The 24,968-nt window shown below is 54.4% G+C and carries 27 protein-coding genes; 12 read left to right on the forward strand and 15 right to left on the reverse strand.

Annotated features, from left to right (window positions below; translation table 11 throughout):
• Positions 1-57 precede the first annotated feature (57 nt).
• The 10 genes from HCZ99_RS04205 to ade form a co-directional block, all read right to left on the reverse strand.
• A complete protein-coding gene (locus HCZ99_RS04205; protein WP_175581379.1) occupies positions 58-525 on the reverse strand; it encodes a DUF6314 family protein in 468 nt (155 codons plus the stop codon).
• Positions 526-631: 106 nt separating this feature from the next.
• Positions 632-1,003 carry a histidine triad nucleotide-binding protein gene (locus tag HCZ99_RS04210; protein ID WP_167445580.1) on the reverse strand — a complete coding sequence of 124 codons (372 nt, stop codon included), beginning with the start codon at positions 1,001-1,003 and terminating at the stop codon, positions 632-634.
• Between the two features lie 296 nt (positions 1,004-1,299).
• Positions 1,300-1,632 (reverse strand): phosphoribosyl-ATP diphosphatase, encoded by a 333-nt coding sequence (locus tag HCZ99_RS04215; RefSeq protein WP_167445581.1) that lies wholly within the window; start codon positions 1,630-1,632, stop codon positions 1,300-1,302.
• 9 nt (positions 1,633-1,641) lie between these two features.
• The gene (hisF, locus tag HCZ99_RS04220; protein ID WP_167445582.1) at positions 1,642-2,403 is read right to left on the reverse strand and encodes an imidazole glycerol phosphate synthase subunit HisF; all 762 of its coding nucleotides are present in this window, start codon (positions 2,401-2,403) and stop codon (positions 1,642-1,644) included.
• 22 nt (positions 2,404-2,425) lie between these two features.
• Positions 2,426-3,154 (reverse strand): 1-(5-phosphoribosyl)-5-[(5-phosphoribosylamino)methylideneamino]imidazole-4-carboxamide isomerase, encoded by a 729-nt coding sequence (gene hisA, locus HCZ99_RS04225; protein WP_167445583.1) that lies wholly within the window; start codon positions 3,152-3,154, stop codon positions 2,426-2,428.
• Positions 3,151-3,705 (reverse strand): GNAT family N-acetyltransferase, encoded by a 555-nt coding sequence (locus tag HCZ99_RS04230; RefSeq protein WP_254869422.1) that lies wholly within the window; start codon positions 3,703-3,705, stop codon positions 3,151-3,153. Before HCZ99_RS04230 ends, hisA begins: the two co-directional genes overlap by 4 nt.
• On the reverse strand, positions 3,702-4,352 hold the full coding sequence (hisH, locus tag HCZ99_RS04235; RefSeq protein ID WP_167445585.1) for an imidazole glycerol phosphate synthase subunit HisH: 651 nt from the start codon (positions 4,350-4,352) through the stop codon (positions 3,702-3,704). Before hisH ends, HCZ99_RS04230 begins: the two co-directional genes overlap by 4 nt.
• Positions 4,349-4,816 (reverse strand): DUF2628 domain-containing protein, encoded by a 468-nt coding sequence (locus tag HCZ99_RS04240; protein WP_167445586.1) that lies wholly within the window; start codon positions 4,814-4,816, stop codon positions 4,349-4,351. The genes hisH and HCZ99_RS04240 overlap by 4 nt, the downstream gene beginning before the upstream one ends.
• 88 nt (positions 4,817-4,904) lie before the next feature.
• Positions 4,905-5,504, reverse strand: a complete 600-nt coding sequence (hisB, locus tag HCZ99_RS04245; RefSeq protein ID WP_167445587.1) for an imidazoleglycerol-phosphate dehydratase HisB — start codon at positions 5,502-5,504, stop codon at positions 4,905-4,907.
• A 164-nt stretch (positions 5,505-5,668) separates the two neighbouring features.
• A complete protein-coding gene (gene ade, locus HCZ99_RS04250; RefSeq protein ID WP_167445588.1) occupies positions 5,669-7,399 on the reverse strand; it encodes an adenine deaminase in 1,731 nt (576 codons plus the stop codon).
• Between the two features lie 240 nt (positions 7,400-7,639).
• Between ade and hslV the strand changes: the two genes are divergently transcribed.
• Both hslV and hslU read left to right on the forward strand, forming a co-directional pair.
• Positions 7,640-8,194, forward strand: a complete 555-nt coding sequence (gene hslV, locus HCZ99_RS04255) for an ATP-dependent protease subunit HslV (protein ID WP_167445589.1) — start codon at positions 7,640-7,642, stop codon at positions 8,192-8,194.
• A 61-nt stretch (positions 8,195-8,255) separates the two neighbouring features.
• The gene (gene hslU, locus HCZ99_RS04260; protein ID WP_167445590.1) at positions 8,256-9,566 is read left to right on the forward strand and encodes an ATP-dependent protease ATPase subunit HslU; all 1,311 of its coding nucleotides are present in this window, start codon (positions 8,256-8,258) and stop codon (positions 9,564-9,566) included.
• A 144-nt stretch (positions 9,567-9,710) separates the two neighbouring features.
• On the opposite strand, the gene HCZ99_RS04265 is transcribed toward hslU, so the two are convergent.
• Positions 9,711-11,120, reverse strand: a complete 1,410-nt coding sequence (locus HCZ99_RS04265; RefSeq protein ID WP_167445591.1) for an ATP-binding protein — start codon at positions 11,118-11,120, stop codon at positions 9,711-9,713.
• Between the two features lie 245 nt (positions 11,121-11,365).
• A complete protein-coding gene (locus HCZ99_RS04270) occupies positions 11,366-11,947 on the reverse strand; it encodes a malonic semialdehyde reductase (protein WP_167445592.1) in 582 nt (193 codons plus the stop codon).
• 234 nt (positions 11,948-12,181) lie between these two features.
• Between HCZ99_RS04270 and HCZ99_RS04275 the strand changes: the two genes are divergently transcribed.
• The 7 genes from HCZ99_RS04275 to HCZ99_RS04305 all read left to right on the forward strand — a co-directional run bounded on the left by HCZ99_RS04275 (position 12,182) and on the right by HCZ99_RS04305 (position 18,568).
• A complete protein-coding gene (locus HCZ99_RS04275) occupies positions 12,182-13,423 on the forward strand; it encodes a polysaccharide deacetylase family protein (RefSeq protein WP_167445593.1) in 1,242 nt (413 codons plus the stop codon).
• Positions 13,424-13,583: 160 nt separating this feature from the next.
• Positions 13,584-14,810 carry a bifunctional phosphopantothenoylcysteine decarboxylase/phosphopantothenate--cysteine ligase CoaBC gene (gene coaBC, locus HCZ99_RS04280; RefSeq protein WP_368484223.1) on the forward strand — a complete coding sequence of 409 codons (1,227 nt, stop codon included), beginning with the start codon at positions 13,584-13,586 and terminating at the stop codon, positions 14,808-14,810.
• An 89-nt stretch (positions 14,811-14,899) separates the two neighbouring features.
• A complete protein-coding gene (gene dut / locus HCZ99_RS04285) occupies positions 14,900-15,352 on the forward strand; it encodes a dUTP diphosphatase (protein ID WP_167445595.1) in 453 nt (150 codons plus the stop codon).
• Between the two features lie 133 nt (positions 15,353-15,485).
• A complete protein-coding gene (locus HCZ99_RS04290; RefSeq protein WP_167445596.1) occupies positions 15,486-15,941 on the forward strand; it encodes an RrF2 family transcriptional regulator in 456 nt (151 codons plus the stop codon).
• 202 nt (positions 15,942-16,143) lie between these two features.
• On the forward strand, positions 16,144-17,094 hold the full coding sequence (gene cysK, locus HCZ99_RS04295) for a cysteine synthase A (RefSeq protein ID WP_167445597.1): 951 nt from the start codon (positions 16,144-16,146) through the stop codon (positions 17,092-17,094).
• A 249-nt stretch (positions 17,095-17,343) separates the two neighbouring features.
• Entirely contained in the window at positions 17,344-18,147 is an 804-nt protein-coding gene (locus HCZ99_RS04300; RefSeq protein ID WP_167445598.1) for a HesA/MoeB/ThiF family protein, read from the forward strand.
• On the forward strand, positions 18,137-18,568 hold the full coding sequence (locus tag HCZ99_RS04305; RefSeq protein ID WP_167445599.1) for a DsrE family protein: 432 nt from the start codon (positions 18,137-18,139) through the stop codon (positions 18,566-18,568). Before HCZ99_RS04300 ends, HCZ99_RS04305 begins: the two co-directional genes overlap by 11 nt.
• 36 nt (positions 18,569-18,604) lie before the next feature.
• Here the strand turns inward: HCZ99_RS04305 and HCZ99_RS04310 are convergent, their stop codons facing one another.
• Entirely contained in the window at positions 18,605-19,324 is a 720-nt protein-coding gene (locus HCZ99_RS04310; RefSeq protein WP_167445600.1) for a LysE family translocator, read from the reverse strand.
• Positions 19,325-19,416: 92 nt separating this feature from the next.
• On the opposite strand from HCZ99_RS04310, the gene HCZ99_RS04315 reads away from it, so the two are divergent.
• Both HCZ99_RS04315 and HCZ99_RS04320 read left to right on the forward strand, forming a co-directional pair.
• On the forward strand, positions 19,417-20,379 hold the full coding sequence (locus tag HCZ99_RS04315) for a LysR substrate-binding domain-containing protein (RefSeq protein WP_167445601.1): 963 nt from the start codon (positions 19,417-19,419) through the stop codon (positions 20,377-20,379).
• 82 nt (positions 20,380-20,461) lie between these two features.
• Entirely contained in the window at positions 20,462-20,989 is a 528-nt protein-coding gene (locus tag HCZ99_RS04320; protein WP_167445602.1) for an MgtC/SapB family protein, read from the forward strand.
• Positions 20,990-21,040: 51 nt separating this feature from the next.
• On the opposite strand, the gene HCZ99_RS04325 is transcribed toward HCZ99_RS04320, so the two are convergent.
• Complete coding sequence (locus tag HCZ99_RS04325; RefSeq protein WP_167445603.1) at positions 21,041-22,081, reverse strand: LacI family DNA-binding transcriptional regulator; 1,041 nt, start codon at positions 22,079-22,081, stop codon at positions 21,041-21,043.
• Between the two features lie 68 nt (positions 22,082-22,149).
• Positions 22,150-23,481, reverse strand: a complete 1,332-nt coding sequence (locus HCZ99_RS04330; protein WP_167445604.1) for a GH1 family beta-glucosidase — start codon at positions 23,479-23,481, stop codon at positions 22,150-22,152.
• 231 nt (positions 23,482-23,712) lie between these two features.
• Between HCZ99_RS04330 and HCZ99_RS04335 the strand changes: the two genes are divergently transcribed.
• Positions 23,713-24,957: an ABC transporter substrate-binding protein gene (locus tag HCZ99_RS04335; protein WP_167445605.1), complete on the forward strand. Its 1,245-nt coding sequence runs from the start codon at positions 23,713-23,715 to the stop codon at positions 24,955-24,957.
• Positions 24,958-24,968 lie beyond the last annotated feature (11 nt).

The raw sequence follows: 24,968 nt of genomic DNA on the forward strand, positions 1-24,968 counted from the left end.
TGCGACTTCAGGCACAGTATTTTGAAATTGAAGCGTTATTTTATAAATTTTTTGGTGCTAGGCGCGGCGATAGACGCTGTGCAGCAGGTGATCTTTCTTTGGGCCGGTGATTTTTATTTTAGTTTCGAAATGATCTGACCCCTTCCAGATCATACAATGGTGATAAAAGTCCTCTCCACACGGGTGAATGTCGCGCGCGCAAAGCCCATCATTGGCATCTTCGCCAAACTTTAGCATCACATAACGGTTGCCGAAACTGAGCGGATCGCGAAAAAGAAGCTCAATCGCCGACGGGTTTTCATGCAGCACGAAATCATATTCGCGGTAGCCATCAAACGTCTGACCATCTGGGCGGGTTAAAAACCCCTCTTCGCGGTAGCGCAGGATATTGGGGATGTCCGGATCGGCCGCATGGAATGTGACATCGCCGACAAACTGCCCGACATCGCCCAGATCACGCACCAGATGCCAGTCGCCCGAAAGCGCGGAAAATATATCGGTGGCGGTTGGTGTGTTGGGCGTCATGGCGGGTCGGATACTCGTATGGATTGGATGAAAAGGCAGGATAACGCATTGCGATCCTGCCCTTTTTCAATCGTCTGCCGGTTCAATTATTGGCCGGTTGTTTGTCTTATGCCTTTGGCAGCATCAGGCCGAGTTTCTCGCCGCCGATGATATGCACATGCAGGTGCGGGACGTCTTGGCGGCCGTGGTCGCGGGTATTGGCGATCAGGCGGTAGCCGTCTTCGATCACGCCAGCGGCCTTGGAAATTTTGCCAATGGCGCGGGTATAGGCGATGATTTCTTCGTCCGAGGCATTAAGCGCGAAGTCGTCATAGGACGTGTAGGCGCCCTTTGGGATCACCAGAACGTGGGTTGGGGCCTGTGGCGCAATGTCGTTAAAGGCCAGCACGTAATCATCTTCATAGACCTTGCTGCACGGGATTTCGCCGCGCAGGATTTTGGCAAAGATGTTTTCCGGGTCATAGGCGGGGACGGCCATTTTGGGGCTCCTGATCGCTGAGGGTCGCTAAATGTGATGTCTGGTTGCCATATTGGACAGGCTTGGCTTTAGACGCAATTTGGATTTTGGAAAATTACCACGGCGCTGGCAGTTGTGGCTTGCTGGCGGGGCTGACTTCCATGGCGGGCGCAGGTTGGCGATTGGCCCCGCGTTGCGCGGTATTAAGCCACTATCGGAGTCACGGGAGTGCATGCTGCCGCGGCTCCGAATGCAAATAAGATGGCTTCGCCAAGGTCCGGCCTGCTGGTGTTCCGGATAAGCGACGTTGGGCGTTTTTAGTCTTTCGGGCGTGATGCCTTTTCGGCGATGCCGGAAATACCTTGGCGTTCGGCCAGAATGTCCCAAACGTCTTGCGGTTTTACGCCCTGATCGGCCCAAAGCACCATCAGGTGATACAGCAGATCAGCACTTTCGGATGCGACCTTATCGGGCGTTTCGGCCAGGGCGGCGATGACGGTTTCAACACCCTCCTCGCCAACTTTCTGGGCGATTTTCGGCGTGCCTTTGGCAAACAGCTTGGCGGTATAGCTGGTGGATGGATCCGCACCCTTGCGGTCGGCCACGGTCGCGTAAAGCGCATCAAGCATGTGTTTTGATTGATCGGTCATGATCGGCCCTTATTCCTCGCGCACGGGGATTCCCGCGGCCTTCATGTGGTCTTTGACTTCACGGATGCGGTAGGTGCCAAAATGGAAGATCGATGCGGCCAAAACCGCCGATGCGTGGGCGTCACGCACGCCTTCGACCATGTGATCAAGGGTTCCGACCCCGCCCGATGCAATGACGGGCACATGGACACTGTCGGCAATGGTTTTGGTCAGCGGGATGTTAAAGCCCGACTGCGTCCCATCGCGGTCCATCGAGGTGACAAGAAGCTCACCCGCGCCATATTCAACCATTTGTTTTGCAAACGAAACGGCATCAATCCCGGTCGGTTCGCGCCCGCCATGGGTAAAGATTTCAAATTTATCCGGCCCGGTTGATTTGGCATCAATGGAAACGACAATGCATTGCGATCCGAACTTGCGCGCGGCTTCGCGCACGAAATCGGGGTTTTTGACCGCCGCGGTATTGATTGAAACCTTGTCCGCGCCGGCAAGCAGCAATTTACGGATATCTTCAAGGGTACGTACCCCACCCCCCACGGTTACCGGCATAAAGCAGGCTTCTGCGGTGCGGGCGACCACATCAAAGATGGTGTCGCGGTTGTCGCTGGATGCGGTGATATCAAGGAAACACAGCTCATCCGCGCCCTCGGCATCGTAGATGCGCGCCTGTTCGACCGGATCACCAGCATCAATCAGATCAACGAAATTCACCCCTTTGACGACGCGGCCGTCCTTGACGTCAAGACAGGGAATGACACGGGTTTTGAGCATGGTCGGTTTCCTGTTCAAAGCGTTAGGACAATGCCGCGATGGCAGCAGTCAGATCAATGCGGCCATCATAAAGGGCGCGCCCGGAAATCGCGCCATCAATACCCGCATCGGTGTGGGCCTTGACCGCGATCAGATCGTCAAGCGACGATACCCCGCCCGATACAATCACCGGGGTCGAGATTTCAGATGCCAGGGCCACGGTGGATTCAATGTTTGGACCCCCCATCGCACCATCACGATCAATGTCGGTAAAGATGATGGCGGCAACACCGCAATCTTCGAACTTTTTGGCCAATTCAAGGGCGGTGACTTCGGATGTTTCGGCCCAACCTTCGACCGCGACATAGCCATCACGCGCATCAATGCCGACCGCAACCCGGCCCGGCCATTTCGCACAGGCCTGTTTGACAAAGTCGGGATCGCGAAGGGCGACTGTGCCCAGAATGACGCGGGTAATGCCCTTATTGAGCCAGTAATCAACCGTATCCATGGTGCGAATACCGCCGCCAAGCTGGGTCTGGGCTTTGCCGTCGACTGCGGCCAGAATGGAATCAACCGCCGCCCCATTGACCGGTTCACCAGCAAAGGCCCCGTTCAGGTCAACAATATGAACCCAGTGGCAGCCAGCAGCGACAAATTCACCAGCCTGTGCGCCGGGATCGTTGTTAAACACGGTGGCCTTGTCCATGTCGCCGCGCAAAAGGCGAACGCAGGCACCGTCTTTGAGGTCGATTGCGGGATAAAGATTCACGAGTCCATGTCCTGTATTTTTTTGGTGTAGTAGTAGCCTTCGACCATTTTGCCGTCGATCATCGCGTAATAGGGATTGATTCCCCAACGGACATAACCCAGCCCATTATACAATGCGATGGCCGCTTCTTGCGTTTCGCGAAGGTCTAGTTTCAGCACGCTATAGCCCGCTTCACGGGCGAAATATTCAATCGACCGCACGATCGCCTTGCCGTTGCCGCGTCCACGTGCCCAAGGGGCAACGAAGTGGCTGCTAATTTGGGCGGAATGGCGTTGTGCTTCGAGGTTGGCAGGCGTTTCAAGCAATTGCGCCGCCCCGGAAATCACGCCATCGACGCGCGATACAAACAAATGCCGACCGGGCATTAACAAAACCCCGCGCCAGTATTTTTCCATTTCCGGACGGTCCGGCGCGTTGAGCCAGCCAAAACCGCCGCCTTCGACGATTGCCTGGGTGCAGGCATCGACAATGTCAGACAGATCGCCGGCTGAAAGCTCGGTCACGTGTTCGGCAATGACGCCGGGATGAATGATATCGCTTGGTGCGGTCATGGTTTCCATCCAAGGAAGTTACCAATGATGGTAAGTCCGGTTTTCTGGCTTTTTTCCGGGTGGAACTGAGTACCGACCATGTTATCGCGTCCGATCATGGCGGTCAGTTCGCCGCCATAGGATACCGACGCCAAACGTTGATCGGCATTTTCCACATGCATGTGATAGCTGTGCACGAAATAGGTGTGATCGCCATCTGAAATGCCGTTCAGGACGGGGTGTGATTTACCGGCCTTATCGAGCACCAGCTCGTTCCAGCCCATATGCGGGATTTTAAGCGACGGGTCACTTGGCTCAATTGCGACCACTTCGCCCTTGATCCAATCAAGTCCGTCGGTGGTGACAAATTCGCGCCCGACCGACGACATTAATTGCATGCCGACACAGATGCCAAAGAACGGCTTTCCGCCCTTAATCACCTGTTCGGTCAGCACGTCAACCATGCCGGTAACACCATCAAGCCCAGCACGGCAATCGGCATAGGCCCCAACACCGGGAAGCACGATATGGCTGGCATTGCGGACTTTTTCGGGATCATCGGTAACAATGATATTGTCGGAAAATCCGGTTTCACGCGCGGCGCGTTCAAACGCCTTGGCCGCAGAGCGCAGATTGCCCGAACCGTAATCAATAATCGCAACACTCATGGGTAGGATGGGCTCCCGATTGAGGGGGTGGAGACAACATTTGGCGCGGGTACAGGGTACGCCGCAGGAACGGATGCCACGGGGCCGGATGGGGCAGATCGCAGATTGGCAAAACAACGATATTCCGCGTCCGAAACATTCTTTCCGGCAACAATATCGACCATTTTCCAACCTTTGGCCGCCAATTTGCGGCGCCGAAGGTCATTGCCGATTAGGCCAACACCAATCCCGGTCAACAATGCCAAGGCAAAATCCATTTCCGGGCCGCCATTCAGCAATGAAACCAAAAGACCAGAGACCGCCGAAACCGCGACGATGGCAACAAAGCCAAGCCAAAGCCGATGATACAGGGCCCACACACCCGTCAGCAAAAAGGCCCAAAAATTGAAACCTTCGCGGATCAGGACGGCATTTTCCATCGGGTCGGCGTCGCCGGGATGGATATGGACTGTATAAACCTGCATCGAAAACCGATTTTCTGGTCGTGCCGGGGGTAAAAGGCCCCGGCAATGTTCCGATCTTTAGCGGATCACATCAGATCATAGCAAAGGATCAAAGCGATCCGCCAAGAACACCCTTGGTCGACGGAATGGCATCGGATTTGCGCGGATCAATTTCGATCGCCGTGCGCAGGGACCGTGCCAGCGCCTTATAAGCGCTTTCGACGATATGGTGGTTGTTCTCGCCATAGAGGTTCTCGACATGCAGCGTGATGCCGCCAGCCTGGGCAAAGCCCTGGAACCATTCGCGGAACAGCTCGGTATCCATGTCGCCGATCTTGTCGCGGTTAAAGTTCACATTCCAAATCAGATACGGGCGGCTTGAAATATCAAGGGCCACACGGGTCAGGGCTTCGTCCATCGGCAAAAGGCAGCTGCCATATCGGTTGATGCCCTTTTTGTCGCCAAGCGCCTTGGCAAAGGCTTCGCCGATTGCGATCCCCGCATCTTCGGTGGTGTGATGGAAATCAATATGCAGGTCGCCCTTGGCCCGGACTTTAAGGTCCATCAGGCTGTGGCGCGAAAGCTGTTCGAGCATGTGATCAAGGAAGCCAACGCCGGTTTCGACGTCATAAACGCCGGTCCCGTCAAGGTTCAGTTCAACCGAGATCTGAGTTTCGTTTGTATTACGCTCAACGCGGGCCTTGCGCATGCAAAGCTCCTTTCCTGCAGATAGGGATGCATATGTTGGGACGTATTTAGCAACAAAGTCGCGCAAATACCAGTTTAACCGGCCAAGTAATGGCGGTTAAATCCATGAAAACAGTACCTGCGGTCCTTCAAGCATCCAATGCCCGTCTACAAATTTTGGCAAAATCAGACAAAATCGAACTTATCGACGTCAAACAAGCCGCGATCCGTCATTTTAAGGTGCGGGATGACCGGAAGGGCCAGGAACGCGACCTGAAGGAACGGTTCGGGCAGCACACAGCCCAAATCCTTGGCCGCAGCGCGCAGGGTAATCAGGTCTTTTTCGACCGCCTCAAAGGGCTCCGTGCTCATGAGGCCGGCAACCGGCAAAGCCAGTTCCGCCGTGACGGTGCCGCCATCGGCAACCGCAAAGCCGCCGCCCATTTCAATCAGGCGATTGACCGCAGCAGCCATATCGGCGTCATTGGCGCCAACCACGGTGATGTTGTGGCTGTCATGGCCGACCGAGGAAGCAATTGCACCGCGTTTCAGGCCAAAACCGCGGACGAAGCTTCTGCCGATATTGCCGTTGATGCCGTGTCGTTCGACGACGGCAACTTTGATCACGTCGTTATCAAGATCGGGTTTGAGGCCATTATCACCAATTTCGAGGGTCGCTTCGTCGCGGAAGGTCAGGATCAGGCCCGGTTTGACCTTAATCACCGGGGTTTGGTTTTGGCCCGGTTTGGGATCACAGGCAAAGGCCGCCGCATCAACCGGGGTGGCCTTCATGGATGACAAGCCGACCGGGGCGATGGTTTTGCGCCCCGCAAACAAATCGTTGGTGACGTGACGGCCTGCCGCAATCACGTCGACCACGTTACAGGTCTCAAGATCATCCAAAATCGCGATATCCGCACGCCAGCCCGGTCCGATCAGGCCACGATCACGCAGGCCAAAAATACGGGCTGCAGAATGCGATGCGGCGCGATAAGCATGATGGATCGGGCAATTGCGGGCTTTAAGGTGGCCAATTAGGCGTTCGACCAAGCTATCAAGGTGGCCTTCTTCGCCGATATCAAGCGGGTTGCGGTCATCGGTACACAGGGCCACGAAGCTTGAACTGTTTTCGTCCAAGATTTCAGCCAGTGCTTCAAGGTCCTTGGAAACCGATCCTTCGCGGATCAGGATCGCCATGCCCTTGGCAAGTTTTTCGCGTGCTTCCTCGGCCGAGGTGGCTTCGTGGTCGGTGCGAATGCCCGCGGCCATATACCCGTTCAGATCAAGGCCGCGGACCAGCGGCGCATGGCCATCAATATGCCCATTCTGGAATGCTTCGAGCTTTGCCATGATGCCCGGATCGAGGTTCAGCACGCCGGGATAGTTCATCATTTCCGCCAGACCAACGACCTTGGGATGGTCGCGGAACGGCAACAGGTCTTCGATTTCAAGCCGCGCACCGGCGGTTTCGAAGGCGGTGGCCGGAACGCAGGATGACAGGTTCACCCGGATGTCCATGATGCTTTGGTCAGAACATTCGAGGAAATATTTAATGCCATCAGCACCCAGCACATTGGCGATTTCGTGCGGATCACACAGCACCGTTGTCACCCCATGGGGCAGCACACAGCGATCAAACTCAAGCGGGGTGACAAGCGAACTTTCGATATGAAGGTGGGTATCGATAAAGCCCGGCACGGCGAATTTGCCGGTGCAATCCATTTCGGTATCCCCGTGATAGGTATCATGGGTGCCGACAATGCGGTCGCCGACAATGGCGATGTCGGTCACAGTGACCTTGCCGGTGATGACATCAAGCAACCCGATATTGCGCAGAACCAGATCCGCCTTGATTTTGCCCTGCCCGGCGAGAATGCATTTGCCAAGATGGGTTTGGGAAAGATCGGTGCTGCTCATGCGGGTTGGTCCTGTGTTTTTTGAAATTTTTGATGCCTAAAGGGTAAAGCAATCGTAGCGGATGTGCTTTGAATTTTTTGGGCATGGCTGCATTGAAACAGTGTTGCGGGCTTTTAGGTACCGACATGTTGGGTCTGACTTTGGCTTTGTATTGGGCCGTAATGGGCCATCTGCCCTTGACCGGGGCGTCTGCCGTGCTAACTCTTGACCGAAGCATACGATGACATTCAAGGATAATTCATGAGCGAACAACAAAGCTGGCATGGCACAACGATCTTGTCTGTGCGCAAGGGTAATGAGGTCGTGGTGGCTGGTGACGGTCAGGTATCGCTGGGCCAAACCGTGATTAAGGGCAATGCGCGCAAAGTCCGCCGGATCGGTCAAAAGGGCGACATCATTGTTGGTTTTGCCGGGGCAACGGCGGATGCGTTTACCTTGCTTGAGCGTCTTGAAGCCAAGCTGGATCGTCATCCTGGGCAAACCATGCGCGCCTGTGTCGAACTGGCCAAAGATTGGCGGACAGATCGCTATTTGCGTAAGCTTGAAGCCATGATGGCGGTTGCCGATAAGGACATTTCGTTGGTTTTGACCGGTCAAGGGGACGTTTTGGAACCCGAAGACGGGATTATCGCTATCGGATCAGGCGGCAATTATGCATTGTCTGCCGCACGGGCCTTGGTTGACACGGATTTGAGCGCCGAAGAAATCGCCCGCAAGGCAATGAAAATTGCCGGTGATATTTGCGTTTACACCAATGGCAGTGTCACGCTTGAGAAAATCGAGGATGCGAAATAATCAGGGTGCCGTTTCGGGCCTTGACCATGCATCCGTCGCAATAACAACACGGAACACCAAAATGACCCAGAATTACAGCCCGCGCGAAACGGTTTCCGAACTGGATCGCCACATTATTGGCCAGAAAGAAGCCAAGCGCGCCGTCGCCGTTGCGATGCGGAACCGCTGGCGCCGTCAGCAGCTTGACGACACCATGCGCAATGAAGTTCTGCCCAAAAACATCCTGATGATCGGTCCGACCGGGGTGGGTAAAACCGAGATCGCGCGCCGTTTGGCCAAGCTTTCTGATGCGCCGTTCATCAAGATCGAAGCCACCAAATTCACCGAAGTTGGGTATGTCGGGCGCGATGTCGAACAGATTGTGCGTGATCTGGTCGAAGTTTCCATCGATCTGACCCGCGAAGCCATGCGCAAAAGTGTGCGTGCCAAAGCTGAAATGCAGGCCGAGGAACGTATTCTTGATGGGCTGGTTGGCGAGAACGCATCGGCCGATACCCGCCAGAAATTCCGCAAGATGCTGCGCGAAGGCGAGTTGCAGGATAAAGAAATCGAAATCGATGTTCAGGAAAGCAGTTCCGCATCGATGCCGACCATCGATATCCCGGGCATGCCGGGTGCGCAGATGGGCATGATGAACCTGAACGACATGTTTGGTAAGGCGTTTGGCAATAACACCAAACCCAAACGCATGACCGTTGCCGAGGCGTTTGAACGTCTGATCGATGAAGAAGGTGACAAGCTTCTTGATAATGACAAAGTCACCGCCGAGGCGATTGAAAATGTCGAACAGAACGGCATCGTGTTCCTCGACGAGATCGACAAAATCACCGCCCGTGCAGAGCGCGGTGGCGATGTATCGCGTGAAGGTGTGCAGCGTGATTTGCTGCCGCTGATCGAAGGAACGAACGTTTCGACCAAGCACGGGACGGTCAAAACCGACCATATCCTGTTCATTTGCTCGGGCGCGTTCCACTTGGCAAAGCCATCTGATCTGTTGCCGGAACTTCAGGGCCGTTTGCCGATCCGGGTTGAGCTTAAAGCCCTGACCGAAGGCGATTTCCGCCGCATCCTGCTGGAACCGGAAGCATCCCTGATCAAGCAATATGTTGCGTTGATGAAGACCGAGAATGTCACGCTGGACTTTAGCGACGACGCGATTGACGAAATCGCCCGTATTTCGGCGATTGTGAACGAAACGGTCGAAAATATCGGCGCGCGTCGCCTGCATACGGTGCTGGAAAAGCTGCTTGATGAGATCAGCTTCACCGCGACGGACCGCGCGGGCGAGACGTTTAAAGTCGACGGTGCCTATGTCCGTGAACAGGTCGAAGAACTGTCCAAGGATACCGATCTTTCGAAGTTTATTCTGTAATCGAAACGATCAAAACATTCGACTATCGCACAAAGGCCAGCATTTCGGTGCTGGCCTTTTTTATTTGGATATATGTTTTGATAAATCAGCATTTTGTCGCGGATTGTTTACGGATCGCTTCATCCACGACGAAGCAAAAAAGTTTTAGGCGGAATGCAATTTGCGCACATTGTCGTCGGCCTTGGCGGGCAAATAGACCGTAAAGACCGAGCCGACGCCCTGTTCGCTGTCGATCTGCATCGTGCCGCGGTGGCGTTGGACCAAGTGCTTTACGATGGCAAGGCCAAGCCCCGTACCGCCAACCGCGCGGGATCGTGCGGTATCGACCCGGTAAAACCGTTCGGTCAGGCGGGGCAGATGTTCGCGGGCAATGCCGTCTGAATGGTCGCGGATGGCAACGGCCATGACACGATCATGGCGGAACCGGGCCAAGGCACCGGGAGCGTTTTTCGCCAAGCTGATTGATACTTCGACATTGCTGTCGGCATGGCCGTATTTGATGGCGTTTTCAACCAGATTGACAAAGACCTGTGTCAGTTCTTTTTCGTCACCGACCATTTGCGCGTTTTCAAGATCCTGATCAACGCGGATTTTCATGCCCTTGGCGTCGGCCTTCATCGCAAGGGTTTCGGCCACTTTTCCAATGATTTTACCAACGTCGCAATCCTCGGACGGCGGGGTATGTTCGTTAAGTTCAATCCGGGCAAGTGACAGCAAATCTTCGATCAGGTGCTGCATGCGCTGACCCTGATCGCGCATGACGGGCAGAAACTGTGCGAGTGCGTCCGGGTCGTCTTTTGCCGGTCCTTCGAGGGTTTCGATAAAGCCCAGCAGAACCGAAAGTGGTGTCCGCAATTCATGGCCGGCATCGGTTGCGAAATCGGCGCGCATTTGTTCGAGTTTGCGAAGTTCGGTCAGGTCCGAGAAGCTAAGCACAAAGTTCCGGTCACCGGTTGCCGCAGGCAGGCGTGCAGTCAGCACGTCAAAATGACGGTGCGCGTCACTGGCTAGGATAAATTCGGCATGTTTCATGGTTTCGCGTTCGTTGGCGACATCATCAAACGCATCCAAAAGGATGGGGTCACGGATGAACCGGGTTAAGTCCCGCCCGGTTTCCAGACTGTGAAACAGTCCCTTGGCGGCCTGATTAAACCCAGTGACAACCCGGTGCTGGTTCACCATCACCACCGGATTTGGCAGGTGATCGAGGATTTCGGCATCGGTGCTGGTTTGGGTTTCCAAATCGGCGATACGTTCGCGAAACGCGGTGGCGATCTGCGTGTACAGGGACGACAGTTCAGACGCAGCACCAAATGAAAGATGTTGCGGCGGTGTGCCGGAAAATTGGTCGCGAAGATCGGTCGCATAGCGCGCAACCCGGCGCAAATCGCCAAAATAAATGCGCAGTATCGCAGCAATGCCCAACCAGGAAAGCGTCGCTGCGATCATCGCAGTGCCCCAGCCAAGCTTCTCCATCGCCGCAAGGACGACAAAGACAATGCCCGCTGGAAAGGCAACAGCCAAAGCTGTCATTAACAATTGGCGAAAGCCCAATTGATGCTCCTGTTCAGGTGGTATCGCGATCTTGTCCGATACGAAGGTCTAAAGTGGACCTAAAATGGTTACGCGTGCGTAAAGATCAAATAAAAGTTTGATGACAGTTTTCAAGACGCTGGCGCGATTGAAAAAATCCGTCTGCGGCCTTTATCGGGCCACAGACGGATCATATCACATAGACACCGTTTTCGTGTCTTTATCAGATGCCTTTTGCGGGCGAATTTACAAGCGTGGCAAAGGGCCTAGAGAATTTCGGCACCCTGATCAAAGGTCAGGCGTGGGCTGCGTTCAAACAGGGTCGATGCGTCGCCATAGCCGATATTGATCAAAAAGTTGCTTTTGAGCGGGGTGTTGGCGAAAAATTCCGCATCGAGTTTTTCGTTGTCAAAGCCAGACATCGCCCCGCAATCAAGACCAAGTCCGCGCAAAGCCAGAATGAAATAACCAGCCTGCAGCGTTCCATTGCGAAACGCGGTTGTTTTGATCGCGTCTGCATTTCCGGCAAACCAAGACCGGGCATCTGCATGGGGAAACAGATCAGGCAGTTTTTCGTAAAATTCCATGTCATGGGCCACAATCGCGGTGACAGGCGCTGTCATGGTTTTTTTCACATTGCCTTCTGCCAGGAAGGGTTTGAGCCGTTCTTTGGCGTCTGGTGATTTGACGAACGTTACGCGCATTGGCTCGCAATTGGCGCTGGTTGGGCCCATTACGGTCAAATCCCAAGCCTTTTTAAGAAGGCTGGTATCAACATCCCGGTCCAGCCAGTCGTTGTAGGTGCGTGCATTGTTAAACAAAAGATCAAACGCATCAGAATTAAGCATGGAACCTCGCAGATTTTACGATTTGAAACACTGGCATAAATTTATGTGTTTAGGTTGAATTCACAAGCGAGCACATGAAATGTGGAAAAACAAGTGTTTCACTGGTATTTTTCATATTAAAGGCGATCCTGGAAAACGGGACGGCCCCCGTGACCAAGGTTGCAGGGGTGCGGGAAGGTACCTTGAACCAGGTATCCACCGCGAGGAGTGGTTCGCAGAAAACTGGAAACAGAAATGAAAATTGACGCCAAAGGGCACAGGTTCGCCGCCGCGTCGACAAGCCTGCAAGACAACACCATGCTGCGCGGCATGGCTTTCGGTGCTGCGTTCGCTGTGGGACTGACATTCTTTGCTGGTCATGCGCTGGCGCAATCGGCAGACACGCAGCCGACCGACGCGCAAACAACGCAAGCGACGTCGGAGTCGGTGACGTCCGATACCGCGACGACACAGCAAAACACAACCGATCAAGCCGAAAAGACAGCGACACAGTCCGCAGATGATGCGACCGCAAAGAAGGCGGTGGCGGATGTCCCCACAGGGGATGCCAAATCGGCTGTGGTGTTTATGTATCATCGGTTTGGCGAAGATGAATACCCATCGACCAACATCACCGCCGAACAGTTCAACGCCCACATCAAAGAACTGACCAATGGCAGTTATACGGTGATGGGGATTTCCGATATTGTTGCGGCCCTTCAAGGCGGTGGCGGTTTGCCCGACCGGGCAATCGGGATCACGATTGATGATGCGTATCGCTCTGTCTATGAATTGGCGTGGCCGGTTTTCAAGAAAAACAACATTCCGTTCACGGTGTTTGTTTCAACCGAGCAGCTTGATGCGGGCTATTCCAACTATATGACGTGGGACATGGTCCGTGACTTGGTGCGCGGTGGTGCGACAATTGGCGGCCATAGTGCAAACCATGCCCATCTGCCCGAGCTTGGTCTTGCTGGGGTGAAAAAGGAACTTGCCCACTCGGCGGAGCGGTTTAAGCAAGAGCTTGGCTTTGTGCCGGATATCTTTGCATACCCCTATGGCGAAGCGGATGCTGACGTCGTTAAGGCCGTTAAGGAAGCCGGTTACAAGGCGGCCTTTGGCCAGCAAAGTGGTGCAATGAGCGACGAGTCAGATTTCATGTATCTGCCGCGCTTTGCGCTAAATGAGCATTATGGGGCGATGGATCGTTTTGCCTTGGCGGCAAATTCCCTGCCGCTTCGGGTCAGTGACGTAACGCCAAGCGATTATACCTTAAAGCGCAATCCACCGGCCTTTGGCTTTACGCTGAAAAAACCGCAACGGAACGTGTCGTGCTACCCGTCGGATGGGGAAGCCACCATGAACCGTTTGGGGGATGAACGGGTCGAAATCCGGATGGATGGCCCCGTGTCATCTGGGCGCTGGCGGATAAATTGCACAGCACTTGGCCCGAAAGGGCGGTGGCAGTGGTTCGGGATGCTCTATACCGTTCCCTAAGCACTTTGGCCGCTAAGTACTTTGTCTAAAACGCGTATTTTGACGCCGCGGGTCTTTTGGATCTGCGGCGTTTTTAATTGCCTTTTTTGGGTGCTTGCACCGGATCATGCGACAATGTAGGTTAACCACACTTCTTAACCGTAGAAAATTGGTAACCACAGTGAAAACTGCTCTAACCGGCAAAAGTATCCTTCTGATCATCTCGGGCGGCATTGCCGCCTATAAGGTTCTTGAGGTGATCCGTCGGCTTAGAGACCGCGACATTAACATCCGCGCGGTCCTGACAAAAGGGGGTGCTGAATTTGTTACCCCATTGTCGGTTGCAGCCCTGACCGAAAATAAGGTCTATCAGGATTTGTTTTCCCTGACCGATGAAGCGGAAATGGGCCATATCCGCCTTTCGCGTGAGGCCGACCTTGTTCTGGTCGCCCCGGCAAGTGCGGATATGCTGGCAAAAATGGCCACTGGACAGGCCGGTGATTTGGCAACAACCGCCTTGTTGGCGACAGACAAGCCGGTGATGATTGCCCCGGCCATGAATGTGCAAATGTGGAATCATCCCGCGACCCAAGCCAATATCGCGACCCTTGAAAGCCGTGGTGTTATACGAGTTGGCCCGTCTGCCGGGGACTTGGCGTGCGGTGAAGTCGGGTCCGGTCGTTTGGCCGAACCTGCCGAGATCATTGCAAGCGTGCTTGATTTCCTTGAGGCATCTGACGCACCCAAGCCGCTTTTGGGTAAAAAGGCGATTGTGACCAGTGGCCCCACCCATGAGCCGATTGACCCGGTGCGCTATATTGCCAACCGGTCATCAGGCAAGCAGGGCCATGCCATTGCCGAAAGTTTGGCGCAGGCGGGGGCGGATGTGACGTTGGTGTCTGGCCCGGTATCGATTGCTGATCCGGCGGGCGTGAATGTGGTGCGGGTCGAAACCGCGCGTGAGATGTTGGCGGCGGTGCAAAATGCACAGCCTGCTGATATTGCGGTGTTTGCCGCCGCGGTTGCCGATTGGCGCACCGCCGATACGGCAGATCAAAAGATGAAAAAAGACGGATCAGGTGTCATTGCCGATCTGAAGCTTTTGGAAAATCCCGATATTTTGGCGACGTTAAGTGCGCCCGGCCCAAATCGCCCGGCACTTGTCGTTGGTTTCGCTGCCGAAACGGAAAATGTTGCCGAACATGCGCGGGCCAAGCGTGCCCGCAAAGGATGTGACTGGATTCTGGCCAATGATGTTGCGCCTGATACCGGCACATTTGGCGGCGATGAAAATGAAATTTGCCTGATTTCAGGTGATGACGACACAAGCGATGAACGTTGGCCACGTCAAAGCAAAACCGGTATTGCCCGGGCTTTGACCGCGCGGATCATTGACCATTTTTCCTGATGCGGCTGCATCGGGAACGACATAACGCCACACAGGCATCGCGATAGACGCCCTTTGGGTGGCGATAGATATAAAGATAAGGACCAACAATGACGCGTTTGACCGTCAATTTGAAACAACTGCCCCATGGGGCGGATTTGCCCCTGCCCGATTATGCCACGGCACAGTCAGCCGCGGTTGATTTGCAGGCCGCGATTGACGGGCTGCAGGTCATTGCACCGGGCAAACGGGCAATGATCGAAACCGGCATTGCCATTGCCCTTCCTGCCGGGTTTGAGGCGCAAGTGCGCCCTCGGTCTGGCTTGGCGGCCAAGAATGGTGTCACCGTGCTGAACAGTCCGGGCACGATTGATGCCGATTACCGTGGCGAGATCAAAGTCATTTTGATCAATCACGGCGACGTGCCTTTTGAAATTGAACGTGGAATGCGCATTGCCCAGCTTGTTGTTGCCCCGGTAACACAGGTCGCATGGCAGGCGGTCGATGATTTGGATGAAACGGCGCGTGGGTCGGGTGGTTTTGGCTCGACCGGAACACGTTAATCAACACCCCGGTTTTTAGGGAGAATTCCGGCCAGTTCGCCGGAAGGATCGATACAAAGAATACTCTGTCGAAATCAGGTCCAGATGGCATCTGGGGGGATGTCGGGACCTCAGGGGAGTTAAGAGAGAAACAATGTTAAAGCTTTCGAAGAAAATGCTGTTTGCGATCGAGGCGGTTGTCGATATTGCCTATAACGCGGCAGGTGAGCCGGTTCAAAGCCGTGATATCACCGCGCGTCAGGGCATTCCGAAACGTTACCTTGAGCAAACATTGCAGCAACTTGTCCGTGCCGACATTTTGGTCGGTGTGCGCGGTCCGCGCGGCGGATATCGTTTGGCGCGTGAACGCCGTCGCATCACGCTTTGCGATATCGTTGGCGTCATCCGGGCGATGGAAACATCCGATGATCCGATTGAAGATCCAGCCGGATCGCCACTGGGCAAGGAAGTTGTCCGCCCGCTGTGGCGCGAGTTGCAAGATGAAATGATGAAGCAACTGGCCAAAATCACGGTCGAAGATTTGTGCAATCGGGCACGTGATGCCGGCCTGCGCAGCGGGATCGAAGAATCACCGGATTTCATCATTTAGGCTTTAGAGGCGCTAGCGGTGTATTGTATTGTTAATCAACAAGAAACCGCTGCGGTTCATTTAAATTTACAGACAACGGGTACGCCGCCAAACAAGACATACTGTAAAAACAGCCAAAGCCCATTTGACATGCGGCAATAGCCAGTTAAATACAGTTTGAGCATGTGTTTGGTGGTAAAATACAAAATAGTGCGAGGAAAACATGACTGAGTTTCGCGGCAAGATTTACGACAGCATTCTTGATACCATCGGCGCAACACCGTTGGTGCGCCTTTCGCGTCTGGCAGAATCAGAAGGTGTAAAAGCCGATTTGATTGGCAAGCTTGAATTTTTCAATCCGCTGGCCTCGGTCAAAGACCGTATCGGTATGGCAATGATTGAGAATGCCGAAAAGTCCGGCAAGATCAAGCCGGGTGCGACCTTGGTCGAGCCGACCTCGGGCAATACCGGTATTGCACTGGCCTTCGTTGCGGCGGCCAAGGGCTATAAACTGATCCTGACCATGCCTGAAAGCATGTCGATTGAGCGTCGTAAGATGCTGATGCTTTTGGGGGCGACGATTGATCTGACCCCGGCGGCCAAGGGCATGAAGGGGGCGGTTGCCCGTGCAGAGGAACTGGTTTCTGAGATTGATGGGGCGGTGATGCTCCAGCAGTTTGACAACCCGTCCAACCCGGAAATTCATCGCAACACCACCGCCGAAGAAATCATCAAAGACACCGCAGGCAACGTTGATATCTTTGTTGCCGGTGTCGGGACGGGTGGTACGCTGACCGGCGTTGGTGAGGCGCTTAAAAAGCATAACCCAAATATTCAGGTGGTTGCGGTCGAACCCGAAGACAGCCCGGTTATTTCCGGTGGCGCACCGGGGCCGCATAAAATTCAGGGTATCGGTGCTGGCTTTATTCCGGGCAACCTGAACAAAGATATTATCGATACCGTCATGACCATTGGCAATGAAACGGCCTTTGCCACGGCGCGGAAGCTTGCGTCTGTTGAAGGTCTTCCGACCGGCATTTCATCTGGTGCTGCGGTTGCTGCGGCGATTGAACTGGGCCAGAAACCAGAAAATGCAGGCAAACGCATTGTGATTATCATTCCAAGCTTTGCCGAACGTTATCTGTCGACCCCGCTGTTTGATGGTCTGCAGTAACACGGTTTTCAGACTGATTGTCTGAACGCTTAATACATAAAATACGGGCCCGGGGCGGATGCGCCGGGCCTTTTTTTATGGGGATGGTATGTGTGCGGCTGGCCTTTGGGCCGCTTGGCAGACGGCGTAAGACGGGCCGCAATAATCGGAAAAACAAATCTTTATCCTTGAGCGACATGCGTGCCACGCTATATCCAGAAGTCAGAGCTTTTATTTTGCCAATGCCGTTTTGACAGGAAACCCGCCCGCGTGACTGATTTTGACTTCACCGAAAATGAAGTGCAGCGCTATGCGCGCCACATCGTCCTCAAAGAGGTTGGTGGTACGGGCCAGATGAAGTTGAAACGCGGACGTGTTTTGATTGTCGGGGCCGGTGGGCTGGGATCGCCATTGGCGATGTATTTGGCCGCCGCCGGTGTCGGAACGATTGGCATTGTCGATGCCGATACGGTCGAGCTTTCCAACCTGCAACGTCAGATCGCGCACGGCATGGGCGATATTGGCACCGCCAAGGTCGATAGTGCCAAGGCCACCATGCGCGACATGAACCCGAACGTGACGGTGAATGCCCATAACACCCGGCTTGATGCCACCAATGTGATGGATTTGATTGCTGATTATGATGTGATTGCCGACGGGTCGGACAATTTCGATACGCGGTTTTTGCTTAATGACGCCTGCTATTTGGCGGGTAAGACATTGGTATCGGGGGCAGCGTTACGATTTGACGGGCAGGTTTCGACCTTTAAGGCCCATCTGGGCGCGCCCCATCCGTGTTATCGCTGCATTTACCATGCTCCCCCACCCGAAGATGCCATTCCATCCTGTGCGCAGGGCGGTGTTTTGGGATCGGTTGTTGGCATGATTGGTGGCATGCAGGCCACCGAAGTTCTTAAAGAACTGATGGGCATTGGCGATGGGCTTTCGGGCCAGTTGCTGATTGTCGATGCGCTGTCAGCGTCTTATCGTAAAATCAAGGTGCCCCGCGATCCGGGGTGCCCGATTTGTTCAGAAAACGCCACGATCAAGGACCTTTCGATCCATGAGCACTGAGACCCAAAGTCCCAAAAAACTCTCGCTGGTGGTGTTTTCCGGCAGTTTTGAAAAAGTTCATTACGCACTCGTAATGGCATCTGCCGCGCTGGCATCTGGTCGCGATGTGACGTTATTTTTCACCATGGAAGCCAGCCGCGCGCTTTTGGCGCCTTCGGGTTGGCGTCACCTGCGCACAGAGGCCGAGGGGGCAACAGCAACCTCAATCGATTTGTCTTACGCCACGCGTGGGATTGGCACATTCGAAGAATTGCTGGGTGCGTGCGCGTCGCTTAATGCCAAATTCATGGTGTGCGAAATGGGTTTGCGGGCCTTGGGCCTTGAAAACCAAGCCACCCGCGATGAGCTTTCGATTGAAACGGGCGGTGTTGTGACGTTTTTGAATGACGCCCAGCAAAATGGCGAGATGCTGTTTGTCTGATTTCGGTTGGCCAGCTTGATCTCGTTAAAGTTCGGTTTAGCTGGCCAGAAGCTTGATGCCAAGACCGGCCAGGCATAGGCCAACAGCGCGCTCAATCCATGTTTTAATCGCCGCAATGCGGGCCTGAACCGATGGCAGTGTTAGCGCAACCGCAACCAGTGCGAACCAGAGCATGTGGCAGGCGGCGATATAAAACCCATAGCCGATTTCCTGCATTATTGCGGTGTTGGGCGAAATGACCTGACTGAAAAGCGATACGATAAACAACATCGTTTTGGGATTTAGCGCATTACACGCAAACCCAATCCAAAAGGCTGAGCCGTTCCTGTTTTGATCCGTGCCCGGCGAAGCGGCACTTATGCTCGTGCTGGCAGGGATGGTGTTAGGGGTGGCGTGAGAAGTGGTGTTGGTTGTGGTTTTTGGATTTTTGGACCGTCCAAGGAAACTGCGGACATCGGGCCAAAGGGCCGAACAGCCCAGCCAGATTAAATAGGCCGCGCCAAGATAGCGCAGGCTGTTAAGCACCCAGACATTGCTGGCAAACAGCACCCCCAAACCGATCAGGGTATAGGCAAGGTGAACGGACACCCCGGACCCAATGCCAATCGCGCACAGCACCCCAGCACGCCGCCCGCGTGTCAGGGCGATGCGTGTCACCATGGCAAAATCTGGGCCGGGGCTTATGACCGCAAGGATGGTGATAATGCCAACGGCGATGATTTCCATCGATAGGACGTTTGTGGCGATGTCGGGCATGGTTTGATCCCTGAATTGATGCTTGATCTGTGCGTGGATTAAGTATCAAACTGTTTTATCCGCCAAAAAATCGAAAAATTCCGGGATTTATTGTGAGTAATATTCACAGAAAGCGTCGCCTTCCCCCCCTTGCGTCCCTGCCCGCGTTTGAGGCCGCCGCCCGCCATCAAAGTTTTTCGCGCGCAGCAGAAGAATTGCATCTGACCCATGGGGCGGTTAGCCGTGCGGTGGCCCAGATTGAAGAGCGCATGGGCGTTCAACTGTTTATGCGCCGCAATCGCCGGGTTTGGTTAACCCCGGCGGGCGAGAGACTGTTAAAGGCGACCGCCACCGCCCTTGATGGACTTGATCACGCGATGGAGGATATTCAGCGCCACGATGGGGCATCACCGATTTTGACAGTATCGTGCGAGCCCAGCCTTGCCATGCGTTGGTTGATGCCGCGTTTGGGGGCGTTTCGGAACGCAAATCCCGGTTTGAACATTGATCTTCGCCTTGCGGGTGGGCCGGTGGACCTTTTGGCCGATGGGTGCGATGCGGCCATTCGGCGCGCCGATTACGGCATTTCAGAACATTACGTCGCCACCCGCCTGTGGGCAGAGCATGCCGGACCGGTTTGTGATCCGGGATGCTGGGAAAATATCCTTGTTCGTGATTTGTCCAATGCCCGGTGGTTACACACCCGTACCCGGCCCGATGCGTGGGATGTTTGGAAACGTGCCAGCGGCTGCACCGCCACCCCGAAAAGCGAGCAATCGTTTGATCATTTCTTTTTCGCGTTACAGGCGGCGGTGAACAAATTGGGCACAGCGATTGGTCCCTTGCCGCTGGTCTATGACGATCTGAAAGCCGGCCGTTTGATTGCGCCGCATGGCATGGCGCCAACCGGTTATGATTATGTCCTGATAACGCTGGATCCGCCAAATGCCGCGCCCGGTTCAGCGCAGGGGCGGGACCCGCGCATATCGTTATTCTTTGATTGGTTGATGGCGGCGGCAGGCGATATGGATCATGGGGTTTTGCCCGCATCAGAAATCGATGGCGTAACACCGTAAAGGCTGCTGCCCGGTGCCGTGATCGGAACATTTATCGAACGGCCCGCGTTTTGAGAGTCTTGAAACTTTGCGGGTGGGACAGATGCTGAGCGATATTCCTTATTATGCGACGGCCGAAAAATATTTCGATATCGGTATTCTCGATATGGTTTTGCGGCTGCTTGCGGCGACCGTCATTGGCATGATTGTCGGGTTAAACCGCGATGTGAATGGCAAGCCAACAGGAATGCGGACCTTGGCGCTTGTATCGTTGGGGGCCGCGGTTGTGTCCGTGGTCGCCGTGCATTTTCAGGATTTGATTGACCATCCCGACGCACTTTCACGCGTTGTTCAGGGGATCTTGCAGGGTGTTTTGACCGGCATCGGCTTTATCGGTGCAGGGGTCATTTTGCATCAACCCAAAAATATGTCGGTAACGGGTTTAACCACCGCCGCCACCGTTTGGATTACCGCCGCACTTGGCATTGCCTGTGCGCTTGCCGCTTGGCACATCGTTGTAATCGCAACCGTGCTGACATTCATTGTTCTGATTGCCCTAAAACCGATCGAAGCTGCGCTGGTGCGCTGGCTGAGCAACGAAGATCCCGAGACCACCGGAAAGCAAGATTAAGCCAGCTTGATGGGGGATGACCTAAAGGGCGTATGTATCGGGCGGGGGATTTTAAAAATCCTCCCCCTCCCGGAAAGCGGCAAGATCATCAATGCGCCGATAGGGCAAAAGTGTTTGCAGGTTTTCGGCGGGCACGCCAGCCATCAGATCATGCAGATGGCTTGCTAATACCTCGCCCACGCGGCGTTGGGGCTGGTAATAATAGGCCAGTTTTTGTTTTGACAGCATGCGGAACGGCATACCGCCAAAGCCAACCACCCCGATCCCGTCGCGGATGGTATCCATGTTCAATTCCATCAGGGCTTCGAGTGCGCCGATCATGGTCATTTGGCTGGCGCATACCACGGCGGTGGCGTCGCGCTGATCGCGAAACAGTTTGGTGGCGGCATCACGTGCGGCACGGACCGAAACATCCGAATGCATCGAGATCAGACTTTCGGGATCAAGCCCGGCTTCGATCATGGCGCGCCGCGCGCCTTGTTTGCGATAGCCAAAAAAGGTCAGGTTTTCAGGCGGATCGATCATGCCAATTTTGCGATGGCCATCGGCAATCAGGCGTTTGATTGCGTCATAAGCGGCCTGCTCGTCATCGTGATCGACAAAGGCATGCGGGGTTAAAAGTTCGGTTCGGCCAAAGCTGACAAATGGAAAATCATGTTGCAGGCAGTATTTCGCACGGCTGTCTTGGGCGGTGGTGCGCGAAAACACCACTGCATCGGCCATGCGTTGGGTATGAACGCGTTTAACCGGCTCAAGCGGGTCTTTGTTGCTGGTTTGGGCCAGCACGACCAATGAATAACGGTCTGCTTCCAGCCCCTGCGCCAGGCTTTCAACTTGGGCCAAAAACCCCGGATCCCCGTAATCGCCGACTTCGGGGGAATAAAGGATTGAACAGACCTGCATGGTTTTGCCGGTACGCAGCATGACGCCGCGCGCATCGGGCTGATAGCCGATTTGCTCGGCGGCTGCCTTGACCTTGGCAACCGTGCCCGGTTTGACTTCTGGCCCGTCTTTCAGTGCACGCGAAACCGTCGTGACCGAAAGGCCAAGATGTTCGGCAATGGTGCGAAGGTTCGGGCGCGAGGCGGGCATATGCAGGTCCGTTCTTATGATCTTTGGGTGACGCGATCTTGGCCGATAATCTAATCGCGCGGCATGGGTTAAGGCAATGCGTTGCTTTTGATCACGTTACGCATGAAATCATAGGATGCCTTTGGTGTGCGTTTTTGGGTGGTGTAATCGACATGAACCAGACCAAACCGCTTTTCATATCCATAAGCCCATTCGAAATTATCAAGCAACGACCACGGCATATAGCCCTGAACGTTGGCGCCTTCGTCGGTGGCGCGTAAAATTGCCGACAGATATTCATCGTAATAGGCAATGCGATCCTGATCGTTGATATTGCCGTTTTCATCAGGCAGATCGACAAAGGCACCGCCATTTTCAGTGATGAAGACCGGCGGGTTGCCGTATTTGTCCTGCAAGATTTTCATGGTGCGGTAAAAACAATCGCCATCAATCGCCCAGCCCATTTCGGTCCGGCGGAAATATTTTGGCGGTTCGGCATGCTGAAATGGCCATGCTTTGCCATTGGCGGGTTCGATATAGCTTGGGAAATACTGGTTTAACCCTTGGAAATCGACCTTGGTTTTGATGGCCTGAAGGTCGCCATCCTGAATATGGGGCTCCATGCGGTCCATAATCAGGTCCGGGTAGCGACCATAATAAACCGGATCAAGAAATGCGCCGTTCCATTTTGCTTCAAACAGATCGACCAAATGGGCGTCTTGTTCTTGGCGTCCAGGAAGGGTGTAACCCTTATGCATTGGTAAAACGAACCCGACGGGGGCATCGGGGAAGTGGCTTTTGATTACTTCGGTGGCGCGGGCATGGCACATGTTTAAGTGATGCGCCACCCGCATGGCGGCACGGGGGTCGGTGATGCCCGGCGCGTGACGGCCTTCTTCGTGGCCGACCCAGGCGACGACGTTGGGTTCGTTAAAAGTAACCCACGATTTGACCCGATCACCAAGGCGCAGGGCCAGAATTTCAGTATAGTCGGCAAACCAATCAACGATATTGCGATTGGTCCAGCCGCCGCGATCCTGAAGTGCCTGGGGCAAATCCCAATGATATAGGCACAGCCACGGATCAAGTCCGCGTTCGAGCATGCCATCAATCAGGCGGTCATAAAATGCCAGTCCGGTTTCATTAATATGCCCGGTCCCTTCGGGCATCACGCGCGGCCACATCACCGAGAAACGATAATGTTTCGCGCCGAGTCCCTTGATCAGGTCAAGGTCCTCTTCCCAGCAGTTATAGTGATCGCAGGCCACATTGCCGTTATCGCCGTTGGCGACCCGGCCGGGTGTGGCGCAATAGGTATCCCAGATGCTGGTGCCGCGACCATCGTTGGGCGAACCGCCTTCAATCTGATAGCTTGAGGTTGAAACACCCCAGCGAAATCCGTCGGGAAAAGGTCGTGTCATTGTTGTTTCCTTGCCCTGCCAATAGATCGCGTTCGTTGACGGATCTAAAATCGTAACGTTTCGAAAAAATCGGCAAAAAAATAATGCCGCATCGGTTTTGCCTTATTATGGGCGGGTTATGTTGATTGACAAGAGCGAATAAACGGATTATCAAAAAAATCGAAACGTTACGAATTTTCGACCATTCAAAGAAGTCGGGCGCGAACGTATCCATTAGGGAGGACATCCGTTATGAAGGAATTTTCCAAGGTCGCGATGGTTGCGGCATTTCTAAGCACAGCTGTATCTGCCGGTGCGCTTCACGCCCAAACTGCCGAAGTTTTGCATTGGTGGACATCGGGTGGCGAACAGGCCGCACTTGGCGAAGTGCGCAAGGCATTTGAGGCCCAAGGTGGCACATGGGTCGATACCCCGATTGCCGGGGGCGGAAATGCCCGTGCAGCAGCCGTAAACCGGATGCTTGGCGGCGATCCAGCAGCGGTCTTTCAGTTTTCCATTGGTCAACAGCTTCGTGAATTGGCTGATCAGGGCCTGCTGGCCAATGTTGATCAAATTGCCACCGAAGAACACTGGGATGACAAACTGCCGCCTTTGATTGTCAAAGCAGCGAAATATGACGGCGAATATATCGCCGCCCCGATCAACATCCACGGCGAAAACTGGATGTTCTATAACAAAGAAGCCTTTGAAAAAGCCGGGGTCGACGTCCCGAAAACTTGGCCAGAATTTATGACTGCGGCCAAAAAGCTTCAAGATGCCGGGATCATCCCGATTGGCCTTGGCGGGCAGCCGTGGCAGGAACGCATCATGTTTAACAGTGTTCTGTTGGGCGTTGGTGGGCGTGATTTTTATGCCAAGCTTTACAGCACCCTTGATGATGACCTTTTGGCATCAGACACCATGCGTGAGGTGTTTGAAACCTTTGCCAAGTTAAAGCCGTTTGTGGATGAATCAAGCCCGGGCCGTAATTGGAACGAGGCCACCAATATGGTGATCAAGGGCGATGCCGCCGTTCAGTTTATGGGCGACTGGGCCAAGGGCGAAATCATTGCAGCCGGGGTTGAGCCGGGAACGACGGTTGGCTGTTCCTTGGCCCCGGCGAAAGACACCGCCTATATCATGACCGTGGATGCATTTGCCTTTTCCGCCATGGATGGACAAGACCCCACCCCGGCCCAGGCCAAGATGGCACATGTGATGCTTGAGCCGGATGTGCAGATCGCCTTTAACAAGAAAAAGGGATCTATCCCGGCCCGGTTGGATGTGCCGTCCGACAGCTTTGATGCTTGTGCGCAATTGGCGATCAAAACCCTTCAGGATGAAAAAACGCACCTTGTCAGTACCGGTCTTTTTGGGGTGCCAAGTGCGGTTTCCGGGGCGATCGATGACAGTATTTCCAATTTTTGGAACAGCGCTGACATGAGTGCCGCCGAAGGTCAGGAACAATTCCGTCAGGCGATTTCTTACGCCAAATAGGTAGGTGTTTG

It is taken from the genome of Thalassospira lucentensis (genome assembly GCF_011806425.1).
GTDB lineage: Bacteria > Pseudomonadota > Alphaproteobacteria > Rhodospirillales > Thalassospiraceae > Thalassospira > Thalassospira lucentensis_B.

Excerpts from the sequence above, each read along its gene's own strand:
- hslV (WP_167445589.1), top strand. The coding sequence starts at position 7,640 with ATGAGCGAACAACAAAGCTGGCATGGCACAACGATCTTGTCTGTGCGC.
- HCZ99_RS04275 (WP_167445593.1), top strand. The coding sequence starts at position 12,182 with ATGAAAATTGACGCCAAAGGGCACAGGTTCGCCGCCGCGTCGACAAGC.
- HCZ99_RS04335 (WP_167445605.1), top strand. The coding sequence starts at position 23,713 with ATGAAGGAATTTTCCAAGGTCGCGATGGTTGCGGCATTTCTAAGCACA.
- HCZ99_RS04325 (WP_167445603.1), bottom strand. The coding sequence starts at position 22,081 with ATGCCCGCCTCGCGCCCGAACCTTCGCACCATTGCCGAACATCTTGGC.
- cysK (WP_167445597.1), top strand. The coding sequence starts at position 16,144 with ATGACTGAGTTTCGCGGCAAGATTTACGACAGCATTCTTGATACCATC.
- HCZ99_RS04205 (WP_175581379.1), bottom strand. The coding sequence starts at position 525 with ATGACGCCCAACACACCAACCGCCACCGATATATTTTCCGCGCTTTCG.
- HCZ99_RS04230 (WP_254869422.1), bottom strand. The coding sequence starts at position 3,705 with ATGACCGCACCAAGCGATATCATTCATCCCGGCGTCATTGCCGAACAC.
- HCZ99_RS04310 (WP_167445600.1), bottom strand. The coding sequence starts at position 19,324 with ATGCCCGACATCGCCACAAACGTCCTATCGATGGAAATCATCGCCGTT.
- ade (WP_167445588.1), bottom strand. The coding sequence starts at position 7,399 with ATGAGCAGCACCGATCTTTCCCAAACCCATCTTGGCAAATGCATTCTC.
- hisF (WP_167445582.1), bottom strand. The coding sequence starts at position 2,403 with ATGCTCAAAACCCGTGTCATTCCCTGTCTTGACGTCAAGGACGGCCGC.
- HCZ99_RS04305 (WP_167445599.1), top strand. The coding sequence starts at position 18,137 with ATGAGCACTGAGACCCAAAGTCCCAAAAAACTCTCGCTGGTGGTGTTT.
- hslU (WP_167445590.1), top strand. The coding sequence starts at position 8,256 with ATGACCCAGAATTACAGCCCGCGCGAAACGGTTTCCGAACTGGATCGC.
- HCZ99_RS04270 (WP_167445592.1), bottom strand. The coding sequence starts at position 11,947 with ATGCTTAATTCTGATGCGTTTGATCTTTTGTTTAACAATGCACGCACC.
- HCZ99_RS04330 (WP_167445604.1), bottom strand. The coding sequence starts at position 23,481 with ATGACACGACCTTTTCCCGACGGATTTCGCTGGGGTGTTTCAACCTCA.
- HCZ99_RS04210 (WP_167445580.1), bottom strand. The coding sequence starts at position 1,003 with ATGGCCGTCCCCGCCTATGACCCGGAAAACATCTTTGCCAAAATCCTG.
- dut (WP_167445595.1), top strand. The coding sequence starts at position 14,900 with ATGACGCGTTTGACCGTCAATTTGAAACAACTGCCCCATGGGGCGGAT.
- hisB (WP_167445587.1), bottom strand. The coding sequence starts at position 5,504 with ATGCGCAAGGCCCGCGTTGAGCGTAATACAAACGAAACTCAGATCTCG.
- hisH (WP_167445585.1), bottom strand. The coding sequence starts at position 4,352 with ATGAGTGTTGCGATTATTGATTACGGTTCGGGCAATCTGCGCTCTGCG.
- HCZ99_RS04215 (WP_167445581.1), bottom strand. The coding sequence starts at position 1,632 with ATGACCGATCAATCAAAACACATGCTTGATGCGCTTTACGCGACCGTG.
- HCZ99_RS04240 (WP_167445586.1), bottom strand. The coding sequence starts at position 4,816 with ATGCAGGTTTATACAGTCCATATCCATCCCGGCGACGCCGACCCGATG.
- HCZ99_RS04320 (WP_167445602.1), top strand. The coding sequence starts at position 20,462 with ATGCTGAGCGATATTCCTTATTATGCGACGGCCGAAAAATATTTCGAT.
- HCZ99_RS04290 (WP_167445596.1), top strand. The coding sequence starts at position 15,486 with ATGTTAAAGCTTTCGAAGAAAATGCTGTTTGCGATCGAGGCGGTTGTC.